Origin of the sequence: Pseudomonas sp. SWRI179, from assembly GCF_014268705.1 — a bacterium.
Classification (GTDB): Bacteria; Pseudomonadota; Gammaproteobacteria; order Pseudomonadales; family Pseudomonadaceae; genus Aquipseudomonas; species Aquipseudomonas zanjanensis.
Window position 1 is genome coordinate 1 of the sequence record NZ_JABWRA010000063.1, and the last position, 21,903, is coordinate 21,903.

General features: G+C 59.3%; 22 protein-coding genes and 3 tRNA genes. 15 read left to right on the forward strand and 10 right to left on the reverse strand.

The window, feature by feature from the left end; genetic code table 11:
* From HU767_RS28975 to HU767_RS25415, 5 genes are all read left to right on the forward strand, one after another.
* Window positions 1–209: hypothetical protein (locus HU767_RS28975; RefSeq protein ID WP_238349520.1), on the forward strand; the 209-nt coding region annotated here is incomplete at its 5' end.
* Between the two features lie 13 nt (window positions 210–222).
* Window positions 223–1,023 carry an endonuclease/exonuclease/phosphatase family protein gene (locus HU767_RS25400; RefSeq protein WP_186730781.1) on the forward strand — a complete coding sequence of 267 codons (801 nt, stop codon included), beginning with the start codon at window positions 223–225 and terminating at the stop codon, window positions 1,021–1,023.
* 181 nt (window positions 1,024–1,204) lie between these two features.
* The gene (locus HU767_RS25405; protein ID WP_186730782.1) at window positions 1,205–3,664 is read left to right on the forward strand and encodes an autotransporter outer membrane beta-barrel domain-containing protein; all 2,460 of its coding nucleotides are present in this window, start codon (window positions 1,205–1,207) and stop codon (window positions 3,662–3,664) included.
* Window positions 3,665–3,960: 296 nt separating this feature from the next.
* On the forward strand, window positions 3,961–4,875 hold the full coding sequence (locus tag HU767_RS25410; RefSeq protein ID WP_186730783.1) for an autotransporter outer membrane beta-barrel domain-containing protein: 915 nt from the start codon (window positions 3,961–3,963) through the stop codon (window positions 4,873–4,875).
* Window positions 4,876–5,105: 230 nt separating this feature from the next.
* Window positions 5,106–6,731 carry an NADP-dependent glyceraldehyde-3-phosphate dehydrogenase gene (locus HU767_RS25415; RefSeq protein ID WP_186730784.1) on the forward strand — a complete coding sequence of 542 codons (1,626 nt, stop codon included), beginning with the start codon at window positions 5,106–5,108 and terminating at the stop codon, window positions 6,729–6,731.
* Between the two features lie 18 nt (window positions 6,732–6,749).
* Here the strand turns inward: HU767_RS25415 and HU767_RS25420 are convergent, their stop codons facing one another.
* The gene (locus tag HU767_RS25420; RefSeq protein WP_186730785.1) at window positions 6,750–7,643 is read right to left on the reverse strand and encodes a DMT family transporter; all 894 of its coding nucleotides are present in this window, start codon (window positions 7,641–7,643) and stop codon (window positions 6,750–6,752) included.
* A gap of 134 nt (window positions 7,644–7,777) precedes the next feature.
* Here HU767_RS25420 and HU767_RS25425 point away from each other — a divergent pair, with 134 nt between their 5' ends.
* Window positions 7,778–8,215: an Lrp/AsnC family transcriptional regulator gene (locus HU767_RS25425; RefSeq protein WP_003202176.1), complete on the forward strand. Its 438-nt coding sequence runs from the start codon at window positions 7,778–7,780 to the stop codon at window positions 8,213–8,215.
* Window positions 8,216–8,256: 41 nt separating this feature from the next.
* Here HU767_RS25425 and HU767_RS25430 read toward each other — a convergent pair whose 3' ends face one another.
* Together HU767_RS25430 and HU767_RS25435 are read right to left on the reverse strand one after the other, a co-directional pair.
* Window positions 8,257–9,606, reverse strand: coding sequence for a hypothetical protein (locus HU767_RS25430; protein WP_186730786.1), 1,350 nt, complete (start codon window positions 9,604–9,606; stop codon window positions 8,257–8,259).
* Window positions 9,607–10,469: 863 nt separating this feature from the next.
* On the reverse strand, window positions 10,470–11,141 hold the full coding sequence (locus HU767_RS25435) for a Bax inhibitor-1/YccA family protein (protein WP_014338124.1): 672 nt from the start codon (window positions 11,139–11,141) through the stop codon (window positions 10,470–10,472).
* Between the two features lie 124 nt (window positions 11,142–11,265).
* Here HU767_RS25435 and HU767_RS25440 point away from each other — a divergent pair.
* The 3 genes from HU767_RS25440 (at window position 11,266) to HU767_RS25450 (ending at window position 14,393) form a co-directional block, all read left to right on the forward strand.
* A tRNA-Ser gene (locus tag HU767_RS25440) sits at window positions 11,266–11,353 on the forward strand.
* A 124-nt stretch (window positions 11,354–11,477) separates the two neighbouring features.
* The gene (locus HU767_RS25445; RefSeq protein WP_186705728.1) at window positions 11,478–12,332 is read left to right on the forward strand and encodes a prohibitin family protein; all 855 of its coding nucleotides are present in this window, start codon (window positions 11,478–11,480) and stop codon (window positions 12,330–12,332) included.
* Between the two features lie 264 nt (window positions 12,333–12,596).
* Entirely contained in the window at window positions 12,597–14,393 is a 1,797-nt protein-coding gene (locus HU767_RS25450) for a DAHL domain-containing protein (RefSeq protein ID WP_186730787.1), read from the forward strand.
* 150 nt (window positions 14,394–14,543) lie between these two features.
* Here HU767_RS25450 and HU767_RS25455 read toward each other — a convergent pair whose 3' ends face one another.
* Window positions 14,544–14,735 carry a DUF2188 domain-containing protein gene (locus HU767_RS25455; RefSeq protein WP_186730788.1) on the reverse strand — a complete coding sequence of 64 codons (192 nt, stop codon included), beginning with the start codon at window positions 14,733–14,735 and terminating at the stop codon, window positions 14,544–14,546.
* A gap of 85 nt (window positions 14,736–14,820) precedes the next feature.
* Entirely contained in the window at window positions 14,821–15,720 is a 900-nt protein-coding gene (locus tag HU767_RS25460) for a polysaccharide deacetylase family protein (RefSeq protein ID WP_186705730.1), read from the reverse strand.
* Between the two features lie 238 nt (window positions 15,721–15,958).
* Here HU767_RS25460 and HU767_RS25465 point away from each other — a divergent pair, with 238 nt between their 5' ends.
* The 3 genes from HU767_RS25465 (at window position 15,959) to HU767_RS25475 (ending at window position 17,143) form a co-directional block, all read left to right on the forward strand.
* Window positions 15,959–16,213 (forward strand): DUF6555 family protein, encoded by a 255-nt coding sequence (locus HU767_RS25465; RefSeq protein WP_047226592.1) that lies wholly within the window; start codon window positions 15,959–15,961, stop codon window positions 16,211–16,213.
* Between the two features lie 152 nt (window positions 16,214–16,365).
* Entirely contained in the window at window positions 16,366–16,596 is a 231-nt protein-coding gene (locus tag HU767_RS25470) for a hypothetical protein (RefSeq protein WP_057450824.1), read from the forward strand.
* A 121-nt stretch (window positions 16,597–16,717) separates the two neighbouring features.
* Window positions 16,718–17,143 carry a hypothetical protein gene (locus HU767_RS25475; protein ID WP_186705732.1) on the forward strand — a complete coding sequence of 142 codons (426 nt, stop codon included), beginning with the start codon at window positions 16,718–16,720 and terminating at the stop codon, window positions 17,141–17,143.
* 29 nt (window positions 17,144–17,172) lie between these two features.
* Here HU767_RS25475 and HU767_RS25480 read toward each other — a convergent pair whose 3' ends face one another.
* Together HU767_RS25480 and HU767_RS25485 are read right to left on the reverse strand one after the other, a co-directional pair.
* Window positions 17,173–17,400 carry a PLD nuclease N-terminal domain-containing protein gene (locus HU767_RS25480; RefSeq protein ID WP_186705733.1) on the reverse strand — a complete coding sequence of 76 codons (228 nt, stop codon included), beginning with the start codon at window positions 17,398–17,400 and terminating at the stop codon, window positions 17,173–17,175.
* Window positions 17,401–17,485: 85 nt separating this feature from the next.
* On the reverse strand, window positions 17,486–17,671 hold the full coding sequence (locus HU767_RS25485) for a hypothetical protein (RefSeq protein WP_186705734.1): 186 nt from the start codon (window positions 17,669–17,671) through the stop codon (window positions 17,486–17,488).
* A gap of 281 nt (window positions 17,672–17,952) precedes the next feature.
* Between HU767_RS25485 and HU767_RS25490 the strand changes: the two genes are divergently transcribed.
* Window positions 17,953–18,315 (forward strand): NUDIX domain-containing protein, encoded by a 363-nt coding sequence (locus tag HU767_RS25490; protein WP_186705735.1) that lies wholly within the window; start codon window positions 17,953–17,955, stop codon window positions 18,313–18,315.
* A gap of 94 nt (window positions 18,316–18,409) precedes the next feature.
* On the opposite strand, the gene HU767_RS25495 is transcribed toward HU767_RS25490, so the two are convergent.
* From HU767_RS25495 to HU767_RS25505, 3 genes are all read right to left on the reverse strand, one after another.
* Entirely contained in the window at window positions 18,410–18,877 is a 468-nt protein-coding gene (locus HU767_RS25495; RefSeq protein ID WP_225917619.1) for a hypothetical protein, read from the reverse strand.
* A gap of 228 nt (window positions 18,878–19,105) precedes the next feature.
* Window positions 19,106–19,192, reverse strand: a tRNA-Leu gene (locus HU767_RS25500).
* A 185-nt stretch (window positions 19,193–19,377) separates the two neighbouring features.
* Window positions 19,378–19,451, reverse strand: a tRNA-Cys gene (locus HU767_RS25505).
* Between the two features lie 362 nt (window positions 19,452–19,813).
* Here HU767_RS25505 and HU767_RS25510 point away from each other — a divergent pair.
* Window positions 19,814–20,635: an SRPBCC family protein gene (locus tag HU767_RS25510; protein WP_186730789.1), complete on the forward strand. Its 822-nt coding sequence runs from the start codon at window positions 19,814–19,816 to the stop codon at window positions 20,633–20,635.
* Entirely contained in the window at window positions 20,635–21,807 is a 1,173-nt protein-coding gene (locus tag HU767_RS25515; RefSeq protein ID WP_186730790.1) for a zinc-dependent alcohol dehydrogenase, read from the forward strand. Before HU767_RS25510 ends, HU767_RS25515 begins: the two co-directional genes overlap by 1 nt.
* Window positions 21,808–21,903: the final 96 nt, after the last annotated feature.

Genomic DNA, 21,903 nt, shown 5'->3' on the forward strand with positions numbered 1-21,903 from the left:
CGGGAGCAAGCTCCCTCGCCACAAAAGCAGTTTGGTTGAGGCTACAAAACCCTATGGCCCTCCCACTGGGTTCTCGAGTGGCCACAAGGTTTCTGTCCACCGTCAATTTCCGTGTGGGAGCGAGCTTGCTCGCGATGGCGATCAGCAAGGCGATGAAAAATCCGGAACTGCCGGTGCCTTGGGTCAGTCGCATGAACAAGTACGTCTGATTCAGGAGCGAACGTGACTCAAGACCCCGATTGGCGAGCCGTCGAACCCATGCCATCGGACGCGCCTGCGACGGTTCATCGGCTGCGGGTCCTGACGGTCAACACCCACAAGGGCTTCACCGCCCTCAACCGGCGCTTCATCCTGCCCGAATTGCGCGAAGCGGTGCGCAGTACCGGTGCCGACCTGGTGTTCCTGCAAGAGGTACTGGGCGAACATGACCGCCACGCGTCACGCTACGACAACTGGCCCCAGACATCCCAGTACGAATTCCTCGCCGACAGCATGTGGAGCGACTTCGCCTACGGCCGTAATGCGGTCTATCCCGATGGCCATCATGGCAACGCCCTGCTCTCCAAATACCCGATCCGCCAGTTCCGCAATCTCGACGTGTCCATCACCGGCCCGGAGCGGCGCGGGTTATTGCATTGCGTGCTGGATGTGCCGGGCCACGCCGAGGTCCATGGCATCTGTGTGCATTTGAGCCTGTTGGAAAGCCATCGCCAATTGCAACTCAAACTGCTCTGCCAACTGCTCGACTCACTGCCAGAGAATGCGCCGGTGATCATCGCCGGCGACTTCAACGACTGGCAACTGCGCGGCAACCTCGCCCTCGCCCGCCGTGGTTACCTGCACGAAGCCTTCGAGCACCACCTCGGCCGCCCTGCCAGGACTTACCCGGCTCGCTTCCCGCTGTTGCGCCTGGACCGCATCTACCTGCGCAACGCCACCAGCCATTCCCCGCAAATACTGGGCAATAAACCCTGGACCCACCTGAGCGATCACCTGCCCCTTTCGGTGGAAGTGCACTTGTAGAACGGGCTCTCCCTCACGCTTTCTGCGCATTGACCTGTAAGTTCTGACAGTAGCGACGGCCTTTATTCGTTGCTAGGGTGCCATTCCATACAGCGAGCGTTGCCAGGCCCTGTGTGCCATCTGTTGCGCAACCGATGCTGAAACCGGTGTCCATGGGGATGCCGATGCAGAGGGAAAGCACATGATTCGGCACGATAAAGGATTCAATCGGCTGTTCAACGCCTTGTGGGTATCGATCCCCTTCCTGTTACCCGCACCCGCCGCCACGGCGGCCTGCACACTGACCCCCACCGCAGGCGATGACACCTATGTCTGCGATAGCGGCACCAGCCCTGGGCTGACAGACCTTTCGGGTAACAACAGCCTGACCATGCCCGCCAATGGCAGCGGTGTCATCACCGGCGATGTCATTTTCGACGCCGGCGTCGACAGCATTGTGATCAATGCCAATGGCGTGATCGATGGTGACGTCGAGCAAGGCTCGGAAGCCGATTACTTCGAGATGAATGGCGGCAACATCCAGTCCTTGGCCCAAGGTGATGGCCTCGATACGTTCCTGATGACTGGCGGGGCCATCGCCGGCGCCTTCGAGGACGGCGACATCGCCACCATGACCGGCGGCACCATTGGCCGGGTCGACATGAAGCTCGATGACAACGTTTTCGATATGTCCGGCGGCAATATCCTCGGCAACCTGGTGACCGGTTTCGGCCAGGACACCATCATCCTCTCCGCGGGACGCATCGGCGGCAATGTCAGTGTCAGCGGCGGCAACGACAGCATCACCGTCAGCGGTGGCGAAATCCTCGGCGAGGTCCGGGCCAGCGCCGGCGATGACCAGTTCCAGTGGAGCGGCGGCCTCATTCACTCGGCCATCCTGATGGGTGACGGCAGCGACACGGCGTTGTTGAGTAATCTGGATGAAACCCTGCTCGCCACCACGCCCAGTCTGAACGGTGGGTTGGGCCAGGACGTCTTGACCTTTGCAGGCAGCACCTCCAGTACCGGCGCCCGTTACCTCAATTGGGAAACCGTCAACCTCACCCAAGGCTCGCAACTGGACCTCAACGACACACTGACCCTAGGTGACAGCGCCACCGCCACCGGGACGCTCAACATCGAAAGCGGCAGCACGCTGACAGCGACCCAAGGCATCATCGCCCCTTTCACGGTCGGCCAACTGGCGACGCTCAACAACGCCGGCGCGATAGACCTTACGCAGGGCAACACCCGCACCAACGATACCCTCACCGTTCAAGGCAACTACGTCGGCAACAGCGGCCAGTTACGCCTGCAAACGGTGCTGGGCGCCGACGACTCGCCCAGTGACAAACTGGTGGTCAATGGCGGCACTCTCTCCGGCAGTACCGCCATCACGGTCACGAACCTGGGCGGCACAGGCGGTTTAACGACCCAGGACGGCATCGAAGTGGTCCAGGCCCAAGGCGGCGCGGTCAGTGACATCAGTGCCTTTTCCCTGGCGCAGTCCGTCTCGGCCGGTGCGTTCGACTACCGCCTGTTCAAGGGCGGTGTGACCGGTAATGAAAACAACTGGTACCTGCGCTCCAGCGTGGTCGCCGGACCGGTAGCGGCACCTGTCCCGACGACCCCGCCCGCGCCGGGCGCGCCACCCGTGCCAACGCTGCCACCCTTGCCAACGGCGGTGCCCGGCGCCGCTCCCATCCCGTTGTATCGCCCGGAAGTGCCGACCTGGTCGGTGCTGCCTCCGGCGGCGGCGCAATTGACGTTGATGGCCCTCGGCACCTTCCATGACCGCCAGGGTGACCAGCACCTGCTCACGGAAACCGGCGCGTTCGGCGCGGGCTGGGGCCGGGTCTACGGCACGGACCTGAATAGAACCTGGGCCGGCACCGTGGCACCGCAGTTCGATGGGTCGATCAAAGGGTTCCAAGTGGGCAACGATCTGTACGGCTGGCTTCTGTCCGGCGGCCAGACCCAGCACATTGGCTTCTTCGTCGGTCATACGGAACTGGACGGTGATGTAAAAGGCTTCAACCTGGGTTTCAAAGACCGGCACGCCGGCAAGATCGAACTCGACGGCGACAGCTACGGGCTCTACTGGACGCTCACCGATCCCAGCGGCGGCTACTTCGACGCCGTGTTGATGGGCACGCGACTGAACGGCGACAACCGTTCCGAGCGCGGCATGAAAATCGACAATCGCGGACATGCCCTGACCGTTTCGGCGGAAGCCGGCTATCCCTTCGCGGTGACCTCCGACTGGGTCTTCGAACCCCAAGCCCAGATCATCCACCAGAAGGTTTCCCTGGATACGCAAGACGATGGGGTTTCCAAGGTCGAATTCGATTCCGACGGCGCCTGGACCGGCCGGCTCGGCGCTCGCCTCAAGGGTCGCTATCAGGTGAGCGGCATGCCCGTGGAACCGTACTTGCGCGCCAACCTCTGGCACACCTTTTCCGGCACCGACTCGGTGACCTTCGACGACACCGAGCGGGTCGAAACCCAACAACAGGCGTCCAGCGGGGACCTGGGCGTGGGCGTCGTCGTGAGCCTGGCGCCAGCCGTCGCCGTATACGCCGCTGCCGACTACAACCAAAACCTCGACAGCAACCAGCAACACAGCATCAGAGGCAATATCGGTGTACGAATCAGCTGGTAGGCAGACGCCCGCGACGGAGGTTTGACGCCGAAACAACTACCTTAATACCCAATTGAAATCAGCGTGTTATTGACGCTGATTTCATCTTGCCATTCGTCGTTCATTTTCTTGACGCACCGCCATCAGTCTTCTTGACTACACCGTACTACCCCCGGAAATACAGTCAGGGGCAGGCCTCTGGAACCCGCCGAGACGGGCCGCCAGAGGTTTGCCCCAATCCATTCGGTCGCCCCTCATTCGGGGTAGGAGAGACGCCAAAAAAGCGAGAAACGCATGCGATTGCAAGGCAGGCCCCCATGAAAACTTCCCTCCGCCCGCAAGAATTCACCACCACGTTCCAGACCGTCTCGACGTCGTTGCTGCTGCTTTCATCCATGGAGGTACAGGCCTGGCCTGCCGAGGAGACGACGCAGCCTTGGTATGGCCGAGCAGCGTCTACCCACCTCGATACTGCAAACTTTGCAAGCGAGCCGACTTCCGGCAAGAGCCCCGCCCTGTTCACTTTACGAAACGACAGCGGCCATACCCAGCGCATGGGGCTGATCAGCGGACAAAACCAGATCATTTCAACCGGCGGTGGCCTGCTGGTGATGCCCGCACTGGCCGAACCGGGCACAGATGCCCTCAACCTGAAAGGCTCGAGCCTCGGCGCCTATTGGAGCCTGACCGGCCCGGCGGGCTGGCACGTCGACCTGAGCGCCAGCGGCGGCCGGGTCAACGGCTACAGCCGCACCGAACAAGGCCAGCGCCAGGCCGCCGAAGGCCATGCGATGACATTGTCGGTCGAAGGCGGCTTTCCTATTGGGATCAGCACCCACTGGGTGGTCGAACCCCAGGCGCAACTGATCAACCAGCGCGTCACCCTGGACACATCGAACGCCGAAAGCGGCTCCGGCGATGAACTGAGCAGTTGGAGTGGCCGTGTTGGCGCGCGGCTGAAAGGGACCTATCAGGTCAACGGTCTCGGCGTGGAACCTTACGTTCGAACCAACCTGTGGCACACCGTCCAGAGCGCCGGTACCGTATCCCTGGATAAGGTCGACAAGATCAGCAGCAGCCGAAAATCCTCCACCGTCGAAGTCGGCCTGGGGCTGGTGGCTCGGGTCACGCCGGCGGTCAGCCTGTATGTCAGCGCCGATTACAGCAGCGACGTCGATGACAACGACCTCAACGGCATCATTACCAGCATGGGGGTGCGGATGCGTTGGTGATCTCGACGCTGTGGTCGATGATTCCGTGATCTGAGATTGCTCCCGTGCGCGCAAACAAGGGCTGCTGCGCAGCCCAGCGGGAGCAAGCTCCCTCGCCACGGTCCAAGGACAGCTCCACCCTCTGCCCCCAAGGCACTTAAAAAACACCTCCATTAAGGCGTATAACGCTAAAAGCGTTTTATCCCTGCTAACCGTCCGCCCCTGGCTCATTTCATTGATGGAGTAACGACATGACCACAGCCCCCTTCCTCGCCAACCTGTTCCCCAGTGCCACCGACATCCCCGACGCCTACCGCCTCGAAGGCCGGGTCGAGCAGCGCGAATACCTGGTCGACGGTGTATTGAAAGCCTGGCAAGGGCCGCTGGCCGTCGTCCGCAGCCCCGTCTACCTGACCGGCGAGCTGGGCGATGAGCAAGTGATCCTCGGCAGCACGCCACTGCTGGACGCCGAGACCGCCCTCACGGCCCTGGACGCCGCCGTCCGGGCTTACGATCGCGGCCAGGGCCAGTGGCCGACGATGCGCGTCGCCGAGCGTATCCGCCACGTGGAAACCTTCCTGGCGCGCATGCGCGAGCAGCGCGAGGCCGTGGTCAAGTTGCTGATGTGGGAGATCGGCAAGAACCTCAAGGATTCCCAGAAGGAATTCGACCGCACCTGCGATTACATCGTCGACACCATCAACGCCCTCAAGGAACTGGACCGTCGCTCCAGCCGTTTCGAACTGGAACAGGACACCCTCGGGCAGATCCGCCGCGTGCCCCTGGGCGTGGCGTTATGCATGGGGCCCTACAACTATCCGCTGAACGAAACCTTCACCACTCTGATTCCGGCCTTGATCATGGGCAACACCGTGGTGTTCAAGCCGGCCAAGCTCGGCGTCCTGCTGGTGCGCCCCCTGCTGGAAGCCTTCCGCGATAGCTTCCCGGCGGGCGTGATCAACGTGATCTACGGCAGCGGCCGGGAAACCGTCAGCGCGCTGATGGCCAGCGGCAAGATCGATATCTTCGCCTTCATCGGCACCAACAAGGCGGCCAGTGACCTGAAGAAACTCCACCCGCGTCCGCACCGCCTGCGTGCCGCCCTGGGGCTGGATGCGAAGAACCCGGGGCTGGTGCTGCCGGACGTGGACCTGGACAACGCGGTCAGCGAGGCGTTGACCGGCTCGCTGTCCTTCAACGGCCAGCGCTGCACGGCGCTGAAAATCCTGTTTGTCCATGAAGACGTGGCACCCGCATTCATCGAGAAATTCAACGCCAAGCTCGCCGGCCTCAAACCCGGCATGCCCTGGGAAGACGGTGTGGCGCTGACGCCATTGCCCGAAGCGGGCAAGGTCGATTACCTGCATGCGCTGGTCGCCGATGCGGTTGCCAAAGGTGCCGAAGTGAAGAATGCCCACGGTGGCGAATCGCGAAGCTCGTTTTTCTATCCGGCGGTGCTGTACCCGGTGAACACGGCGATGCGGGTCTACCACGAAGAACAGTTCGGCCCGGTCGTGCCCATCGTGCCGTACCGCGACCTCAATACCGTGGTCGATTACGTGCTGGAGTCCGATTTTGGCCAGCAGCTGAGTATCTTCGGCACCAACCCGGCACAAGTCGGCAAGCTGGTGGACACCTTCGCCAACCAGGTCGGGCGCATCAACATCAACGCCCAGTGCCAGCGTGGTCCGGACACGTTCCCGTTCAATGGCCGGAAGAACTCGGCCGAGGGCACCTTGTCCGTCCACGATGCGTTGCGCACCTTTTCCATCCGCACGCTGGTGGCGACCAAGTTCCAGGAAAACAACAAGGCGTTAATCAGCGACATCATCCGTGAGCGCGATTCCAACTTCCTGACCACGGACTACATCTTCTGACCACGCCCAAACGACGGGCTACGACAGGGCTGGACGACGCCACTTGATACCCCAGCCCTGTTGCATGCCAGCGGCCGCCAGCAGGATCGCCGCCACACCCAGCCATTGCAGCGGTTCGAGGCGATGGCCGAAGGCGAACCAGTCGACGAAGATCGCCGCGATCGGATAGATGAACGACAGCGCTCCGGTCAATGCGGTCGGCAACCGCTGAATGGCGCTGTACAGCAGCACGTACATCACGCCGGTGTGCACCATGCCCAAGGTCAACAGGCTGGCCCAGGCCTGGGCGTGTTGCGGCAACGCCGAGAAGTTCGCCCAAGGTGCCAACAGCAACACGCCGGTGCTGACCTGGATCAGCGCAATCAGATGGGGTGGCGTGCCGGTCAGGCGCTTGATGATCAAGGCCGCTATGGCGTACAGCAACGCGGCCCCCAATGCCAATGCGATGCCCAGCAGATAGTCACCGCCGCCCTGCCCCTGCTCACCATGGGCACTGACGATGGCCAGCATTCCGAGAAACGACACCACCAGCCAGAACAGTTTTTGCGCGGTGATTTTCTCCCCCAGGAACAACGCCGCCAACCCGACCAACATGAACGGCTGCACGTTGTACACCGCCGTGCCGATGGCTATCGACGCACGAGAGTAAGAGGCAAACAACAACACCCAGTTACCGACGATCGCCACACCACTGAGCACCGCCAGGAGAAAGGTGGTACGGGTGAGGATGCCGGGGCGCAACAAGCCAAAGCCGGCGCAGATCAACAACAAGGTCACGGCGCCGAACACGCAGCGCCAGAACACTACATCCAGTACAGGCAGGCCGGAAACCAGTACGAACCAACCGATGGTTCCGGAAATCAGCATGGCGGCGGTCATTTCCAGCGAACCGCGGCGTAAGGTCTTGTCCATCTTCAGGCTCCTTCAGCAAGTGGGCACAGTATGCCGAGCAGACCGGGGCCTTCTCCATGGATTGAAAAAGGCTAAACTGCTTTTCGACCTTTTTTATAAAGGCAACTTCCCGCATTTGCCTAACGGAGCTGAAAATGACCGACGACATTGACCAGATCCTCATCAGCGCCCTGATGGAAGATTCCCGACGCTCGCTCAAGGCCTTGGCCAACCTCAGCGGCCTGTCCTCCCCCAGTGTCGCCGAGCGCCTTCGCCGGCTCGAGGAACGTGGCGTGCTCAGGGGCTACACCGTCGAGGTGGACCCCAAGTGCTTTGGGTATCAACTCCAGGCCATCGTGCGTATCCGCCCGCTGCCGGGACAGTTGCAGGAAGTGGAGCGGCAGATCCAGGCCATTGCTGAATTCACCGAATGCGACAAGGTCACCGGCGACGACTGCTTCATCGCGCGCCTGCACGTGCGCTCGATGGAACAGCTCGATACCTTGCTGGACAAGCTCAATGTCCATGCCGAGACCAATACCGCCATTGTCAAGAAAACGCCGGTCAAGCGGCGGTTGCCGCCGATGGCGTGAGTGGAAACCGGCCTCGGATCGTCCGAGGCCGGAAAAGGGTGTTACTCGAGTTCCTCCAACTCCGGACTGCGTTGCACTTTGTGCACTTGTTCCTCAGGCGCGTTGCTCGCCTTGATCAACTTGAGCGTCTGGAGCTTGGCGCAGGCATTGACGCCATCTGCATAGACGCCGCTGTGGTTGCACTTCCAGTCGTAGAAGTTGGCCAGGGCTCCAGACAGTTGCAGGCTGTAGTCCGTGCTTTGGGTGCCCGGGCTGAACGGCTGACCGGCCGGAATGTTCTGGAACCATTTCATCCAGACATCGCCTCCCACAGCTGGCGGGTTGGCCTGGAACGTCGGGTTCATGATCGCCAATTGCTGGTACTCGGCGGTCATGTGGCAACTCAGGCAGGACGCCTGAGGGTTGTCCACCGGCCCATTGAGTCGTCCGTTCCAACCCAGGTGAGTCGGTGGCAGCTCTTGGGTGTTGGCGTTGATTGCGGTCTGTTTCAGGGCCGGGTTGATCTTGGTGACCACCGGTTTGGGGTTGGTATAGTCATTGCCGATTTCCTGGGGATCATTGCCCCACATGATCCCCACCGGCACCAGGTTGTTCCAGTTCGCCTTGCCGGTCATGGCGCCATTGTATTGGAACGTGCCGAACAACCAACCGGTGTCGCTCACGCGGGTGTCGCGCACGGCAATGTCCATCTGAATCAGTGCTACTTTGGTGACGGACCGGTTTGTCGAGTCGAAGGTTTCGGTGGTGTAGGCGTTCCAGAGCAATGGGTTCGCGAGGAACGGCACCGTCTTGACGTCTATATCGGCAAACAGCGCCTTGCAGACCACCGTGCCGTTGGCAAAGCTCTTGGGTTTCGAGGTTTGGCTTGGGTCTGGATTATCCGGGTCTTTCCAGACCTGGCCGATGGTGTAGGCCCCTATGTCGTTGTAGATACCCACCGCGTAGGTCTGCCCGCTGCCGGTCTGCGCACTTGCCAGTTGCCCGGGCTGAATCGGTGCCTCCTTGGTCAGCCCGCTGATGCCTTCACGACCGTTGGGGCCGTAATGTTGCCAAGGCATGTGATACCACCGGCGAATCTTGTTCTTTTGTACTTTCCAGCCGATTTCAGTATTGCCTTCCAAGCAATACTTTTTCACTTCCTCCATGTACGGGCGCCAGGTTTCAAAGTCATTGGAGAATGACTTGGGTAAATGTTGGAAGAATCCCGGTATCGAGGATGCGCCCGGGGCCACCGTCGGATAATCCTGGCTGAGCTGGAACGGCGCTCCGGAGTATTCACTCTTGGGCGGGGCGTAACCGAAATCGGGGAAAACTCCGGCATGGACGCTAGCGGTGGACAATGCCCCCGTCAGGGCCAGCCACGCAATAATCTTTCCTTGAGGCTGCTTCATCGATATCTCCTTATAGAGAGACGCCTGCCGTCCCATCGAATTGCTGAGCGATGCGCAGGGTCTCCTTCTGTTATCAGGCTTCGGCACAATGCCCAAGCTTGTTCACGGTCCACGGTGGCGTTCAGTGAAGTGATACACCTCCTTTGCACCCAATAAGTGGGCACGCTCAAACCTGGCTCTGCTAGCCGAATGCGAACGCTATCGAGGGAATGTGGCGAAGACTTCGCGCGGTGATCGATCGATCAGCCGCATGCCGACCTTGGCAGTGCAATCCCTTGTCATAGGTGTAGATCATTTATGCAAAGGTGCCATCAGTTTTGGGCTTTTTGTTGGCGATTGGCCACGATGCTGAAACCCGGGAGAGCGGGCTTGCTCGCGAAGGCGGAGGGATAGTTTGCTGTGATGCTGTATGTGCCGACCTCATCGCGAGCAAGCTCGCTCCCCACAGGAGATCTGGGTGTTCATGAGTTTTGTGTTTACTGCGGCCTAGTGTAGGAGCGAGCTTGCTCACGATAGCGGTAGCTCAGCCACATAGATGCCGGCATGTGCCCTACTCGCCCTTGCTTTGCTTTGCTTTGCTTTGCTTTGCTTTGCTTTGGATCTTGATCTCGGGCGCCCCGTTAAACCACGCTGGCCGAACGCAGGCACTGCGCAGTGCCGGAGTGAGGGCACACCGAGCCTAAGCGAGGTGCCGAGTGGTGGGGACCCTAAGTAGCCGTGACCGAAGAAACGGATATACACACCCCTCCACGCCATCCAAAAAACATCCAAAAAAAACGGCGCTTTTCATCTCTGAAAAACGCCGCTTCTTTAATGTGAACAGCATCACGCCGAAGCGGACCTTTCACTCATCAAAAATGCAATCAGTCGTCACGCCCCATCAGGCCAAACAGCTGCAGCAAGCTGACGAACAGGTTGTAGATCGATACATACAGGCTGACAGTCGCCATGATGTAGTTACGCTCACCGCCATGAATGATGGCGCTGGTCTGATACAGGATGCAGACCGACGAAAACAGCACGAAGCCGGCGCTGATCGCCAGTTGCAGGCCGCTGATCTGGAAGAAGAAGCTGGCCAGCACCGCGCCCAGCAGGACGAAGAAACCTGCGGTGATGAAACCGCCGAGGAAGCTCATGTCCTTGCGGGAAATCAGCACGTAGGCCGACAGGCCACCAAATACCAGGGCGGTCATTGCAAAGGCCGAGCTGACCACTTCGGCGCCGCCCTGCATTTGCAGGTAGCGATTGAGGATCGGGCCGAGCAGGAAGCCCATGAAACCGGTCAGGGCGAAAGCCGACACCAGGCCCCATGCCGAGTCACGGAGTTTGTTGGTAAGGAAGAAAAGGCCATAGAACCCGATCAGCACGACGAAGATGTTCGGGTAACCCACCCGCATCTGTTGTGCGACGTAGGCCATCACACCGCTGAAAGCGAGTGTGAGTGCCAGCAGGCCGTAAGTGTTGCGCAGGACGCGGCTAACCTCTAGCTGCTCAGCCTGCACGCTGTTGTTCACTGCGTAATCCTGTTCGCGCATGGCGACACTCCTCCGGTTTTGAAACATTCAGTGGCAAGGATCATAACAGACGCTCTGTAACAAGCTACGTAGAGAGTTTGACAGTGTGTTTCATTCGGGTATTATGGCGCCCGCAACGCAATACGGAGGTGTGGCCGAGTGGTTTAAGGCAACGGTCTTGAAAACCGTCGACTGTAACAGGTCCATGAGTTCGAATCCCATCGCCTCCGCCATCTTTTAACGTTAAAGCCCTGATTATTCAGGGCTTTTTCGTGTCTGGCATTCAGAATGCCGGTTGCTGCTTCAACATTGGACACAACTATGGCAAACCCTCCCCAGCCACTCAAGGAAAGAAAAGTGACCAGTAAAACCATCGGTTCCATCGTTGCTGCAATCGCGGGCATCCTCTTGTTATGCGTATTCTTTGGCAGTTGGTACACGGTCGACGAAACCGAGCGCGGCGTGCTGCTGCGCAACGGGGCGCTGGTCGGGGTGGTTGAACCAGGGCTGTCCTTCAAGATGCCGTTCATCGAGTCGGTACGCCTGATCAGCGTCCAGAGCCAAGTGACGGCTTATGAAGACCTCCAGGCCTACAGTAAGGACCAACAGTCCGCCGAGCTCAAGGTGTCCGTGTCCTGGCACATCGCGCCTTCCGATGTCGCGAAGGTCTATACCCAGTTCAAGGACCTTGAAGGCATCCGCGACCGGATGATCAGCCGCCAGGTGCCGACCCAGGTGGAAAACGTCTTTGGCAAGTTCAACGCCGTGGCTGCCGTGCAGAACCGCGTCCAACTGGTCAACGATATTTCCACGGCCATCAAGGCCACCATTACCGGCCCAGTGATCATCGACAGCGTCCAGGTCGAGAACATCGACTTCAGTGACGCCTACGAGAAGGCCATCGAAGCGCGCATGGCCGCGGAAGTCCAAGTCAAGACCCGCGAACAACAGCTCGCCACCGAGCAGGTCCAGGCGCAGATCCGGGTAACCCAGGCCCAGGCGGAAGCTGACTCGCAAGTGGCCCAGGCCAAGGCAGACGCGCTGGCGACCGAACTGCGCGGCAAAGCCGAAGCCGAGGCCATCAAGGCCCGGGCCCAGGCCCTGGCCAGCAACCAGAACCTGGTGGAGCTGACCAAGGCCGAGCGCTGGAATGGCGTGCTGCCAACCACCGTGCTGCCGAACAGCGCCCTGCCCTTCATCGACATCAAGTAACGCCATCGGCGCGGCCTGCCTGGCCGCGCCTGCTCCATCCCGGGAGGGCCCCCAACGGACATCATCCCGCTCGTTAGCGCTACACTCGGCAATGAACCCGACGTTCATCGTTAGCAGGGAGCTCAACGTGCATCCAGGCAAAAGCAGACCGACACGACCCACCGTACGACGATTACCTCGCCTCCCCTTCGGCTCAAGTCTTGAGCATCTCCCGCCTCGGGAATTCACCTACGCATTGATCAGCACCCCGCATAGGAGAACAGCGTGACCACGCTTATAAAAAAATATAAATGGCCCGCCCTGTTGGCCGTCGCGCTTATTGTGTTTTCTGCGCTGATATTCTTTCTGATCAAGTCATACACCTACGACTCATCGACCTACTTCGAATCCCGCGACTTCATTCGCCAACTCAAACAATCCGATGCGAACTGGAACAGCAAGATCCTCAGAAAAAAGATCGGCATCAACAACAACCTCTCCCTGGCCCCGCCACCGGAGGCCGACAGTCGCTGGCAGCAATTGGAGCAGCTCAACAACACCGGCCCCTTGGCGACTCTTTGGGTGTCCCGCCGCCAGGGCTATGTGGAAGCCGTCAAGAACAAATCCTTGCTGGTGGAGCAATTCGAACGACACAACGCCCATCTACGCATCTCCCTGGATGCGCTGCCGCAGGTTGAAGACCAGATACAAACGCGGCTCAAGGACATGAATATCGAAAGCCCGCTGGAACGCATGACCGTGGCGTCCAATGTGCTTGAGTTGACCCTGACAACATTGGAGTTCGCGCTTTATGTCACGACGGACAAAGCCAGGGAGTTGCAAGGCAAGTTAACTGAGCTGGAGCCTTACATCGAACGATTGCCCGCGACTGACCAGGCGCCCTTCAAAACCCTGACCCAGCACGTCAGGACCATCGTCTACGAACAACCGGTCGTCAATGACCTGCTTGACCGCATCAGCGTCATTCCGGTTGCCCAGGAACTGGACAGCATCAATGAATTGTTGAACGAGACACAGCGCAGGACCGCCGCAACTGACCGTCAGTACCACATCTACCTGGCCGTGTGCGCCAGCCTGATGGCGCTGTTGATGATCTACCTGGCGGTGCGGTTGGTTCGCAGCTACGCCGTGATCAACCAGATCAACCAGGCGCTGCAATCGTCCAACGAACGCCTGGAAGAGCGCGTGCAGGAGCGCACCCGTGAGCTGATGGAAGCCGAACGCGAACTGGTGGAGGCGGCCCGGATGGCGGGCATGGCCGAAATCGCGACGAACGTGCTGCACAACGTTGGCAATGTGCTCAACAGCGTCAATATTTCAGCCGAGGTGGTAACCCGCAAGTTGAGGCACAGCAAGACGCTCGGACTCACGAAAGCGGTCAACATGATGAATGAACATGCCGAGGACCTTGGCCACTTCATTAGCCACGATGAAAAAGGCCGCTTGCTGCCACGCTATTTCAACGAGTTGGTCGACTCCATCGCCGCTGAACAGACGCTGCTGATCGATGAATTGGCGCAGTTGACCAAGAGCATCGATCACATCAAGGAAATCGTCACGACCCAACAAACCTATGCGGGCGCCGCCAGGCTGATCGAACCGCTCAAGGTCAGTGACCTGTTCGAAGACGCGCTGCGAATGAATTCGGGCGCTCTCAGCCGACACCACGTCACCGTCATCAAGGATTACCAGGATGTACCCATGATCATGGGCGACAAGCACAGGCTGTTGCTGGTCCTGATCAATCTGATCAGCAATGCCAAGTTTGCGATGTCGCACACCGAGGGACATCCACGTGAAATGACCTTGGGAATCCGCATTCTCGACGAAACGACGCTTTGCCTGAGCGTCAAGGACCGTGGCGAAGGCATTTGCGCGGAGAACCTGGCGCGCATCTTCAATCACGGTTTTACGACACGCAAGGACGGCCATGGGTTTGGCCTGCACAGCTGCGCCCTGGCGGCGGTAGAAATGAATGGCCGCCTGCACGTCCACAGCGATGGACCGGGGCAAGGTGCGCTGTTTACCTTGGAGATCCCGTTGGAGTTGGCGCGTACCTGACTGTGTCGGAGAAGAACGCGTCCCCTGTGGCGAGGGAGCTTGCTCCCGCTGGGCTGCGTAGCGGCCCCTTTTGTGAGCGCTTCGCACTCAAGCGGGAGCAAGCTCCCTCGCCACGGGTTTGTCGCCTGAACAGTATTGGTGAGCATCCACCTATTTAGTGTTTACAGGCCGGCCGCTACGGCTTCTCCGAGTCGGCAACGCGGCGGCGTAGGCCAGCGCTTCCTCGCGGGAAACGAAGGAGCCCAACCGGTCAGCCTGGGTGCAGACCGTCCACGGACCGCTGTTTACGCTGAGCACGTCATAACCATTGATGTGCATTTTCGTCATCATCGCAGTACTCATAGTCACCTCCGACTTCAACCAAGGGTGCATCGCCTACCATACACGCTGATTGTCCATGGGTAGCGACCGGACGTCGGTAGCGACCTCAGTGGGCGTCGGAATCCCACAACCAGTCCCACAGCCCCGGCAAACGTACGGGCTCAGAGCTGTGATCGACCGTCCGAGCCAGCGCCGCTCGCTCCAGCGCCTGGCGATCATCATAGAATGGCCTGGCGGCGGTCCTCATGCCGGTCGCGTTGGCGCTGTCGAGCAGTATTTGCAGGTATTCGCGGGCATGCCGGGCGGTATAACGATTGATGTCGTGAAACGTCACCACCACCGGGATCACCCCGTCCACCGCTGGCAGTTGCCCGGCCGCGATGCGCTCGCGCACCTCAGAGAGTTGTCGGACCAGGTTGATGCGCCGCCGGGGGCTCATCGTGATACCCCAGACCTTGCCATCATTTGCGCTCAGGTCGGTCAGCAGAATGTGCAGGCCATGTGCTCGATAAGCTGCCGCAGTGCGCCTGTCGAAGCTCCAGAACGGCGGCCTGACCAGGGACGGCGCCGCGCCGGTCATGGCGGCAATATCATCGCCACCGTGGGTGAGCGATTGCTCCAGCTCATCAGGGCTCAGGAACCGGTGATTGGTGTGCCAGTAGGTGGCCGTATGAAAGGCCAACACATGGCCCTCCTCCTGCTGCCGACGCATTATCGAGCGGCCAATATCGCTGCCACCGGCGCGTGGCGAGCGAGTCTGCAGGAAAAACACTGCCTTGATGCCGGGCTGTACCGGGTTGTCCGCCAGGGCGTCCAGCACCGCCAGGCTAGGGTTCCAGAAAGACGATGCGCTGGGCCCATCATCGAATGTCAGCAGGAAACGGATCGGGGGTTGTTCACGCAAGCGTTGCTCGGTTTGCGGCGTCAGTTCGATGGGGGCGCCAATGCAGCCCGACAAACCGATGGCGAGGGCTGCGATGAACAGCACCCTGGCGATGTTTTTCATGTTTTGCCTTTAATTGATGCCGCGTTGCCTCGCCTTTGATCCCTGGCCGACGGTGTTGAAGCCCACCTTGGAGAAGGGTAACCGGGTTTGGTTCCTTGCTGTGAACAATGGCTGCTCGCAAAGTCTGCGCTTGCCCCGCGCTTGAGCCTCGGCGGCATAAATTTGACCGTCTGGAAATTCGATGGAATTTTCCGAATGCCTTTGTATCCATCCGTATAGGACTAATTAGGGAGGATTTATGGGCGGGCCATCGCTTTACATCATTGACTACATGCTTCATGGCGAACCCAAGTCATTCATTATTCGTGCAGAAGTGATGAATAACTCCGAGGCTTGGCATTGGGCCAGCTGCGATGCGGGGGTCGGACGCATACCGAAATTCGGCAGGGAGAAGGTCAAGCGGGTTTCCAAGCCCCTTGCGGAAAAATACGGCATTACCGACGTGCGCTGGCGGGCAAGCGTCGCGCCGGCCTGGGTCAAGGAATCCGGCTGAAATATCACGTACCGTTTCCGGCCCACCGGTTGTCCGACCGGGCGCCGGTTTCTTCGACAGATCCGAAATAACTCAACTACGCTTAAACCACAGCAAGACCCGCCCCTGGCGGGTCCTTGTGCTGCCTCATCAACCCTGAATGGAGGTGTGACATGTCCGAAAAAGAGTCCATCACCACCCTGCTCACCTTGCTGGAATCGCGTCAGGCCAGGCTCACGGCAGCCTGCAAGGAAATCGCCGACTGGGTCGACCACCAAGGCGGGCACCCCACCGCCGTGCGCATTCGAGACCGGCTCAACGACATCGACAAGGACGCGCCGTCGATCCAGAGCGCACTGACCTCGCTCAAGCCCACTGAACCGCCACTGCCCAAGTTCCGCTGACGCGCCAAGCCAGCGATGTTTCCCCCTGAGTTCTACCGGTTGGAAAACTGATGGAACGCGGGCTTTTTTTGCGCCTCGAAATGGATAGGCACCGGTGCAAAAGCCGCAAAGGGAGAATCACATGAATGCCAGAATCCTGCTATTGATCGCTTGTGCGAGCCCCACCGCCGTCATGGCCCAAGGCTGCGACGTCATCACCCGATCCCAGAGCCAGTCGGTTCCGGTGATCGAAAGCCGTAGCTGCTACGAATACAAAGGCGTCCCCGCCGAAACCCTGGACTGGTCTTGCAGCAATGAAAGCAAGGGAACGATCAGTACCCAGAAGCGCAAAGTCGAGCGTTGTGGCGAGGGATATGTGGCGACATGCCAAGCCAGGCTGACCCAGGAAGCGTTGGCCAACCCGCGCTCAACCAGTAAAGACAAGAGCGGTGGATCGGCCAACCTTCCCGACAACGCCAAAGTGACGTGGTACTACTATGGGGTCGAGCAGTTGCAGCAGGCTCAGCAAGACTGCGAAACCACCGGCGGCGAGTGGAAGAACCAGTGACGGGCCGGCCACGCAGCGCAGTGTTCTCGCTAGCCCTTGCTGTGCTCCGGTGACGACGGTGGCTCCTTGATGCCACGCGGCCCGGCCACGCCCCAGATGACAAGGCCCAACACCGGCAGGATGATCAGCAGCAGCGCCCAACCAGCCTTGGTTCCGGCCGACTTGTCGCTTCGAAACACGCTGATGATCGCCCATAGGTCCACGAGCAGCAGAAGCACCGCGACAGCGATCCAGAAGTAACTGGCTAATTCAGACATGGCTCAATCCTCTTGGCGGTTTAAGGATTAGGCACAGCCGTTCAAGCGCCGTTCAAAGAATTTGCGCCCAGGGCGGGCGTGGCACCTATTCCCGCCCATTCAGATAAGCGACCCATTGCTCATAGGCTTCATGTTGACGCTGGACCGCCTCATCCCAGGTCGATCCGCTCATTTGATGGACACATATGAGCTTCATCATTTCCGCTGTCGCCGTATCGAGCTCCACCAAGAGCTCATGGGATTTGATCTTGAAGTCTTCAACGGTGGTCATCTGTCTGTCCTTCCCCTGCCGGGGCCAGCCATTGCACCCAACATGGATTCATTTTTTTGCAGCTGATTCAATTTGAGGCGATAACCGGTCAAAAGCCTGGCGCTGGCGGTCGAGCAGACCGATCAGAAGGATGACAGCGCAAATGAACTCAGTCTTTCCCGCCCCGCCACGGTCGTACTGATAAGACTCGGAAAAAATCCTATTTGAACGAGCAAGTAATGCCAGGCTCAAATATTGCAGATATATTTCAGTTTAATGACAGTCACGGATCGAGTACCGCCATGAAAATTCGAGCGACCGTCATCTGCGAGGACAATCGCCACATTTTGCTGGTTCGCAAAGCCAACAGCCGCTGGGCACTGCCAGGCGGTGCCGTCGAACGCGGCGAAACCCATGCTGGGGCTGCGATCCGGGAACTGGCCGAGGAAACCGGCCTGGACGTGGAGAACCTGCTCTACCTGATGCGAATCAATGACGGGCAAACCGAGCATCATGTATTCGAAGCATCGGTCAGCGACTTGACGGCGGCCAGGCCACAGAATGAAATCAGCGATTGCCTCTGGCACCCGCTGGATGCCATTGCCCAACTGCAAATGAAAAAAGGCACGCGGGATATTCTTGAGGCGTTTCGCCGACGATTGTGAGCTGGCACCCATGTTTTATACCTGACAGGCTGCATGAGAATACTCACACAACCTATTGTTTAGGCTGATAAATATCAGATTTGGTATGCTGGATTCACTGCTTGTGCCAAGCGGTACTGATGGGATTGAGCACCGTGTTCTTTTCCTGCGTATATGTCCCGTTCTGCTGCGCTATGGCCTCGCCAGTGTCGACAATCGCGTTCTGGATAAACACGTTCTGCCCATCACCTCGAATGAAGGTGAGCTGGTGAAACGCAGTTTTATTTCCCCAGTCCGGGGAAGGCAGCGAGATAAACTTCACCGTGTAGGTCTCGTCAGTGTGTTGACCCTGCAAGACGTAGACGCCGTAGTGGTTCTCTCCCTGGGAGATGATTTTGTACAAACCGTTGCTGTAGTAATAAATTTCCGCATCGGGAAACGGCTTCTTGTCGTACATTTTCCGATAGTGCAGCACTTGCTTGACGGTCGGCTCGCCAAAGTTAACGGCAAGGGTTTTCCCATCGGCGGACGTTGTCTCCCCAGCGTATGCGGCGCCGCTGCTCATCAAGGCCAACAGGCTCATCGTTGCGATTGTTTTCACTTGATACCTCTCCATGGTCAAAGGATTAGCGCACCGGGCTGGCCTGGACGGAAGATACCGCCTGGCCACACCTTGCTAATCTCAACGCCGAGTGTAGAGGTTTACCCACGAAAATACCCGGAGGCTGGGCTCCGTTTCTTCGGCAGTTTTCAGCAGCAGAAACAAACAAGGGTTTGCATCAGCTTTCGCCCGCAAACCCTTGATTTTAGATGGTGCCCGAAGCCGGAATCGAACCGGCACGCCCTTACGAGCGGGGGATTTTAAGTCCCATGCGTCTACCAGTTTCGCCATTCGGGCGGTAGCGCGGTTAGCCTTGGGGCATCGGCAGAATCCGATGGCCTGGCTGGTGCAGCAAGAGGGGGAATATATACATCCCTCCTCTTTGAAGCAAGGCAGCTTATGCCCTTTTCAAGACAAAACCTTTCAATGCTTCGAAAATAAAAAAGCTCTGTAAATCATAGATCTACAGAGCTTTTTAATAGTGGAGGCCGAAGTCGGAATCGAACCGGCGTAGGTGGATTTGCAATCCACTGCATAACCATTTTGCTATTCGGCCTCAAGACGCTTGATGCGATGTCGCAACATCAACCGCGGTACAAACCTGGTCAGGAAACAGGGCACTTACTCAGCGCTATCTCCTTGAAAACATTGAGATTTTTTACGTCCCAGTGCGTTCGATGGGCGCAATTATGTACTCATTTGCCTAGGCTGACAACCCCTTGATTTCAAAAAAAAATCGTCGAACGGTCGGCCTGCCCTTCCCTGGCCAAACCTGCTGGCGAATCCCGGACTGCCCTGGCGAACGCTTGAACCGTAGCGCCAGGATTCGCCTCATCGGAAAGCCCGTACGTTGATGGAACAACCGCGCCTCCCCTCGGTTCATTCCTTATGTCGCCCCTGGAGAACGAGGAAACCATCATGTCTGAACGACCCCAACTGGTTGCGAGCCGGGCTACGGTGCCGACCCCGTCGCACCCTAATCTCGGCACGCCGGAACGTGCCGTATCGCTACTGGCGGGCACCTTGTTGATCGCTAACGGCCTACGCCAAGGCGGGCTCCAGGGCTGGCCACAGGTGCTGCTCGGCGCCTGTGCCGCCTGGCGCGGCTATTCAGGCACATGCAGGATCAAGCACGCGCTGGCCCATAGTCCGTTCGAACAAGCCTTTGAACAGGATCGGGACTGGAGCGGCAGCAAAGTCATTTCTCGCAGCATTACCGTGGGCAAACCCAGGGAAGAAGTCTTCGCGTTCTGTCGCAACCCGGGCAACCTGGGTGCGCTGGTGCCCTGGGTCGATGCCATCGAACAAACCGGTGAAGGCACTTACCGCTGGATCGCCCACGGCCCGATGGACAAGACCTTGCACTGTGACATCCAACAGGACGAGCCCAAGGACGGCCGCAAGCTGCACTGGACTGCCGGCCCGGAGACACGATTCAAGCATGACATCCAGATGCACTTCAGCGACGCGCCGGCCGGCCGTGGCACGCAGTTGAAGGTCATCGTCGCCTGCCAGGCGCCCCTCGGTGCCGCCGGTTATGCCTTGGCCGCGGCGATTTCCAAGTTCTCGGACAAAGCCTTGCTGCACCTGCTGCGCAGCATCAAGCAACAACTGGAAACCGGCGAGGTGAGCACCAATCGCATGCACGCCGCCGGCACGAAGGACTTCCTGTTCGTTCATCCGGCCACAGAAGCCCCTCACACATCCGCCCACACGCCTTCGACTGGAGGTAACGCCTGATGCGCGCATTGACTTGGCAAGGCCCGAACAAGCTACAAGTTGAAACCGTCGATGATCCGTCCATCCTCAATCCCCGCGACGCGATCGTGCGGGTGCAGATGTCGTCGGTGTGCGGGTCAGACCTGCATTTGCTGGGCGGCTATGTGCCGACCATGCAGGCCGGCGACATCATTGGCCATGAGTTCATGGGTGAAGTCGTGGAGATCGGCTCGGCCGTCAGGTCTTTCGGCAAAGGCGACCGGGTTGTCACCGTTTCGATCATCGGTTGCGGAGAATGCGAACATTGCAGGCGCTCGGATTTTTCCTGCTGCGACAACTCCAACCCCAATCCCAGCGCAACGGACATCGCCTACGGCCAACCGGCGTGCGGCATCATCGGCTACAGCCATGCGTTTGGCGGTTATGCCGGCAGCCACGCAACCTATATCCGCGTGCCGTTCGCCGACGTCAACCTGTTCAAGGTCCCCGAGGGCATCACTGACGAACAGGCGGTATTCGTCTCCGACGCGGTGCCCACTGGTTATTTCGCCGCCGATAACGCCGACATCCAACGGGGCGATACCGTGGCGGTATGGGGTTGCGGCGGGGTCGGGTTGATGGCGATTGCCAGTGCCTATCTGCTGGGGGCCGAACGGGTGATTGCCATCGACCGCCTGCCTGATCGCTTGCAATTGGCGGAAGAAAAGGCCGGTGCCATCGCCCTTAACTATGAAACCACTGACGTGCATGCCGCCTTGCTGGAACTGACCGGTGGCCGGGGCCCGGATCGCTGCATCGACTGCGTGGGCATGGAGGCCCATGGCACAGAGATCGACTATTTCTACGACAAGACCAAGCAAATGATGCGTCTGCACACCGAACGCGGGACGGTGCTGCGCCAGTCGATCCGCGCCTGTCGCAAAGGCGGCACCGTGTCGGTGGTCGGTGTGTATGGCGGCCTGCTGGACAAATTCCCCATGGGCGCCATCGTCAATAAATCCCTGACCCTGCGCTCCGGCCAACAGCCTGGACAGCGTTACGTGGGGCGGTTGTTCGAGCACATCCAGAAAGGTGAGCTGGACCCGTCCTATCTGCTGACCCATCCGATGGGACTGGAGCAGTCGGTGGAAGGTTATGCAATGTTCAAGGAGAAGACGCAGAACTGTTTACGAGCGGTGTTTCGGCCGGAGTGACGATCGAACCTGTGGCGAGGGCTGCGAAGCAGCCCTGAAGCAAGCGACTCGGTGTGGGTGCACTGAATGGAATTTTGGGGTTGCTACGCAACCCAG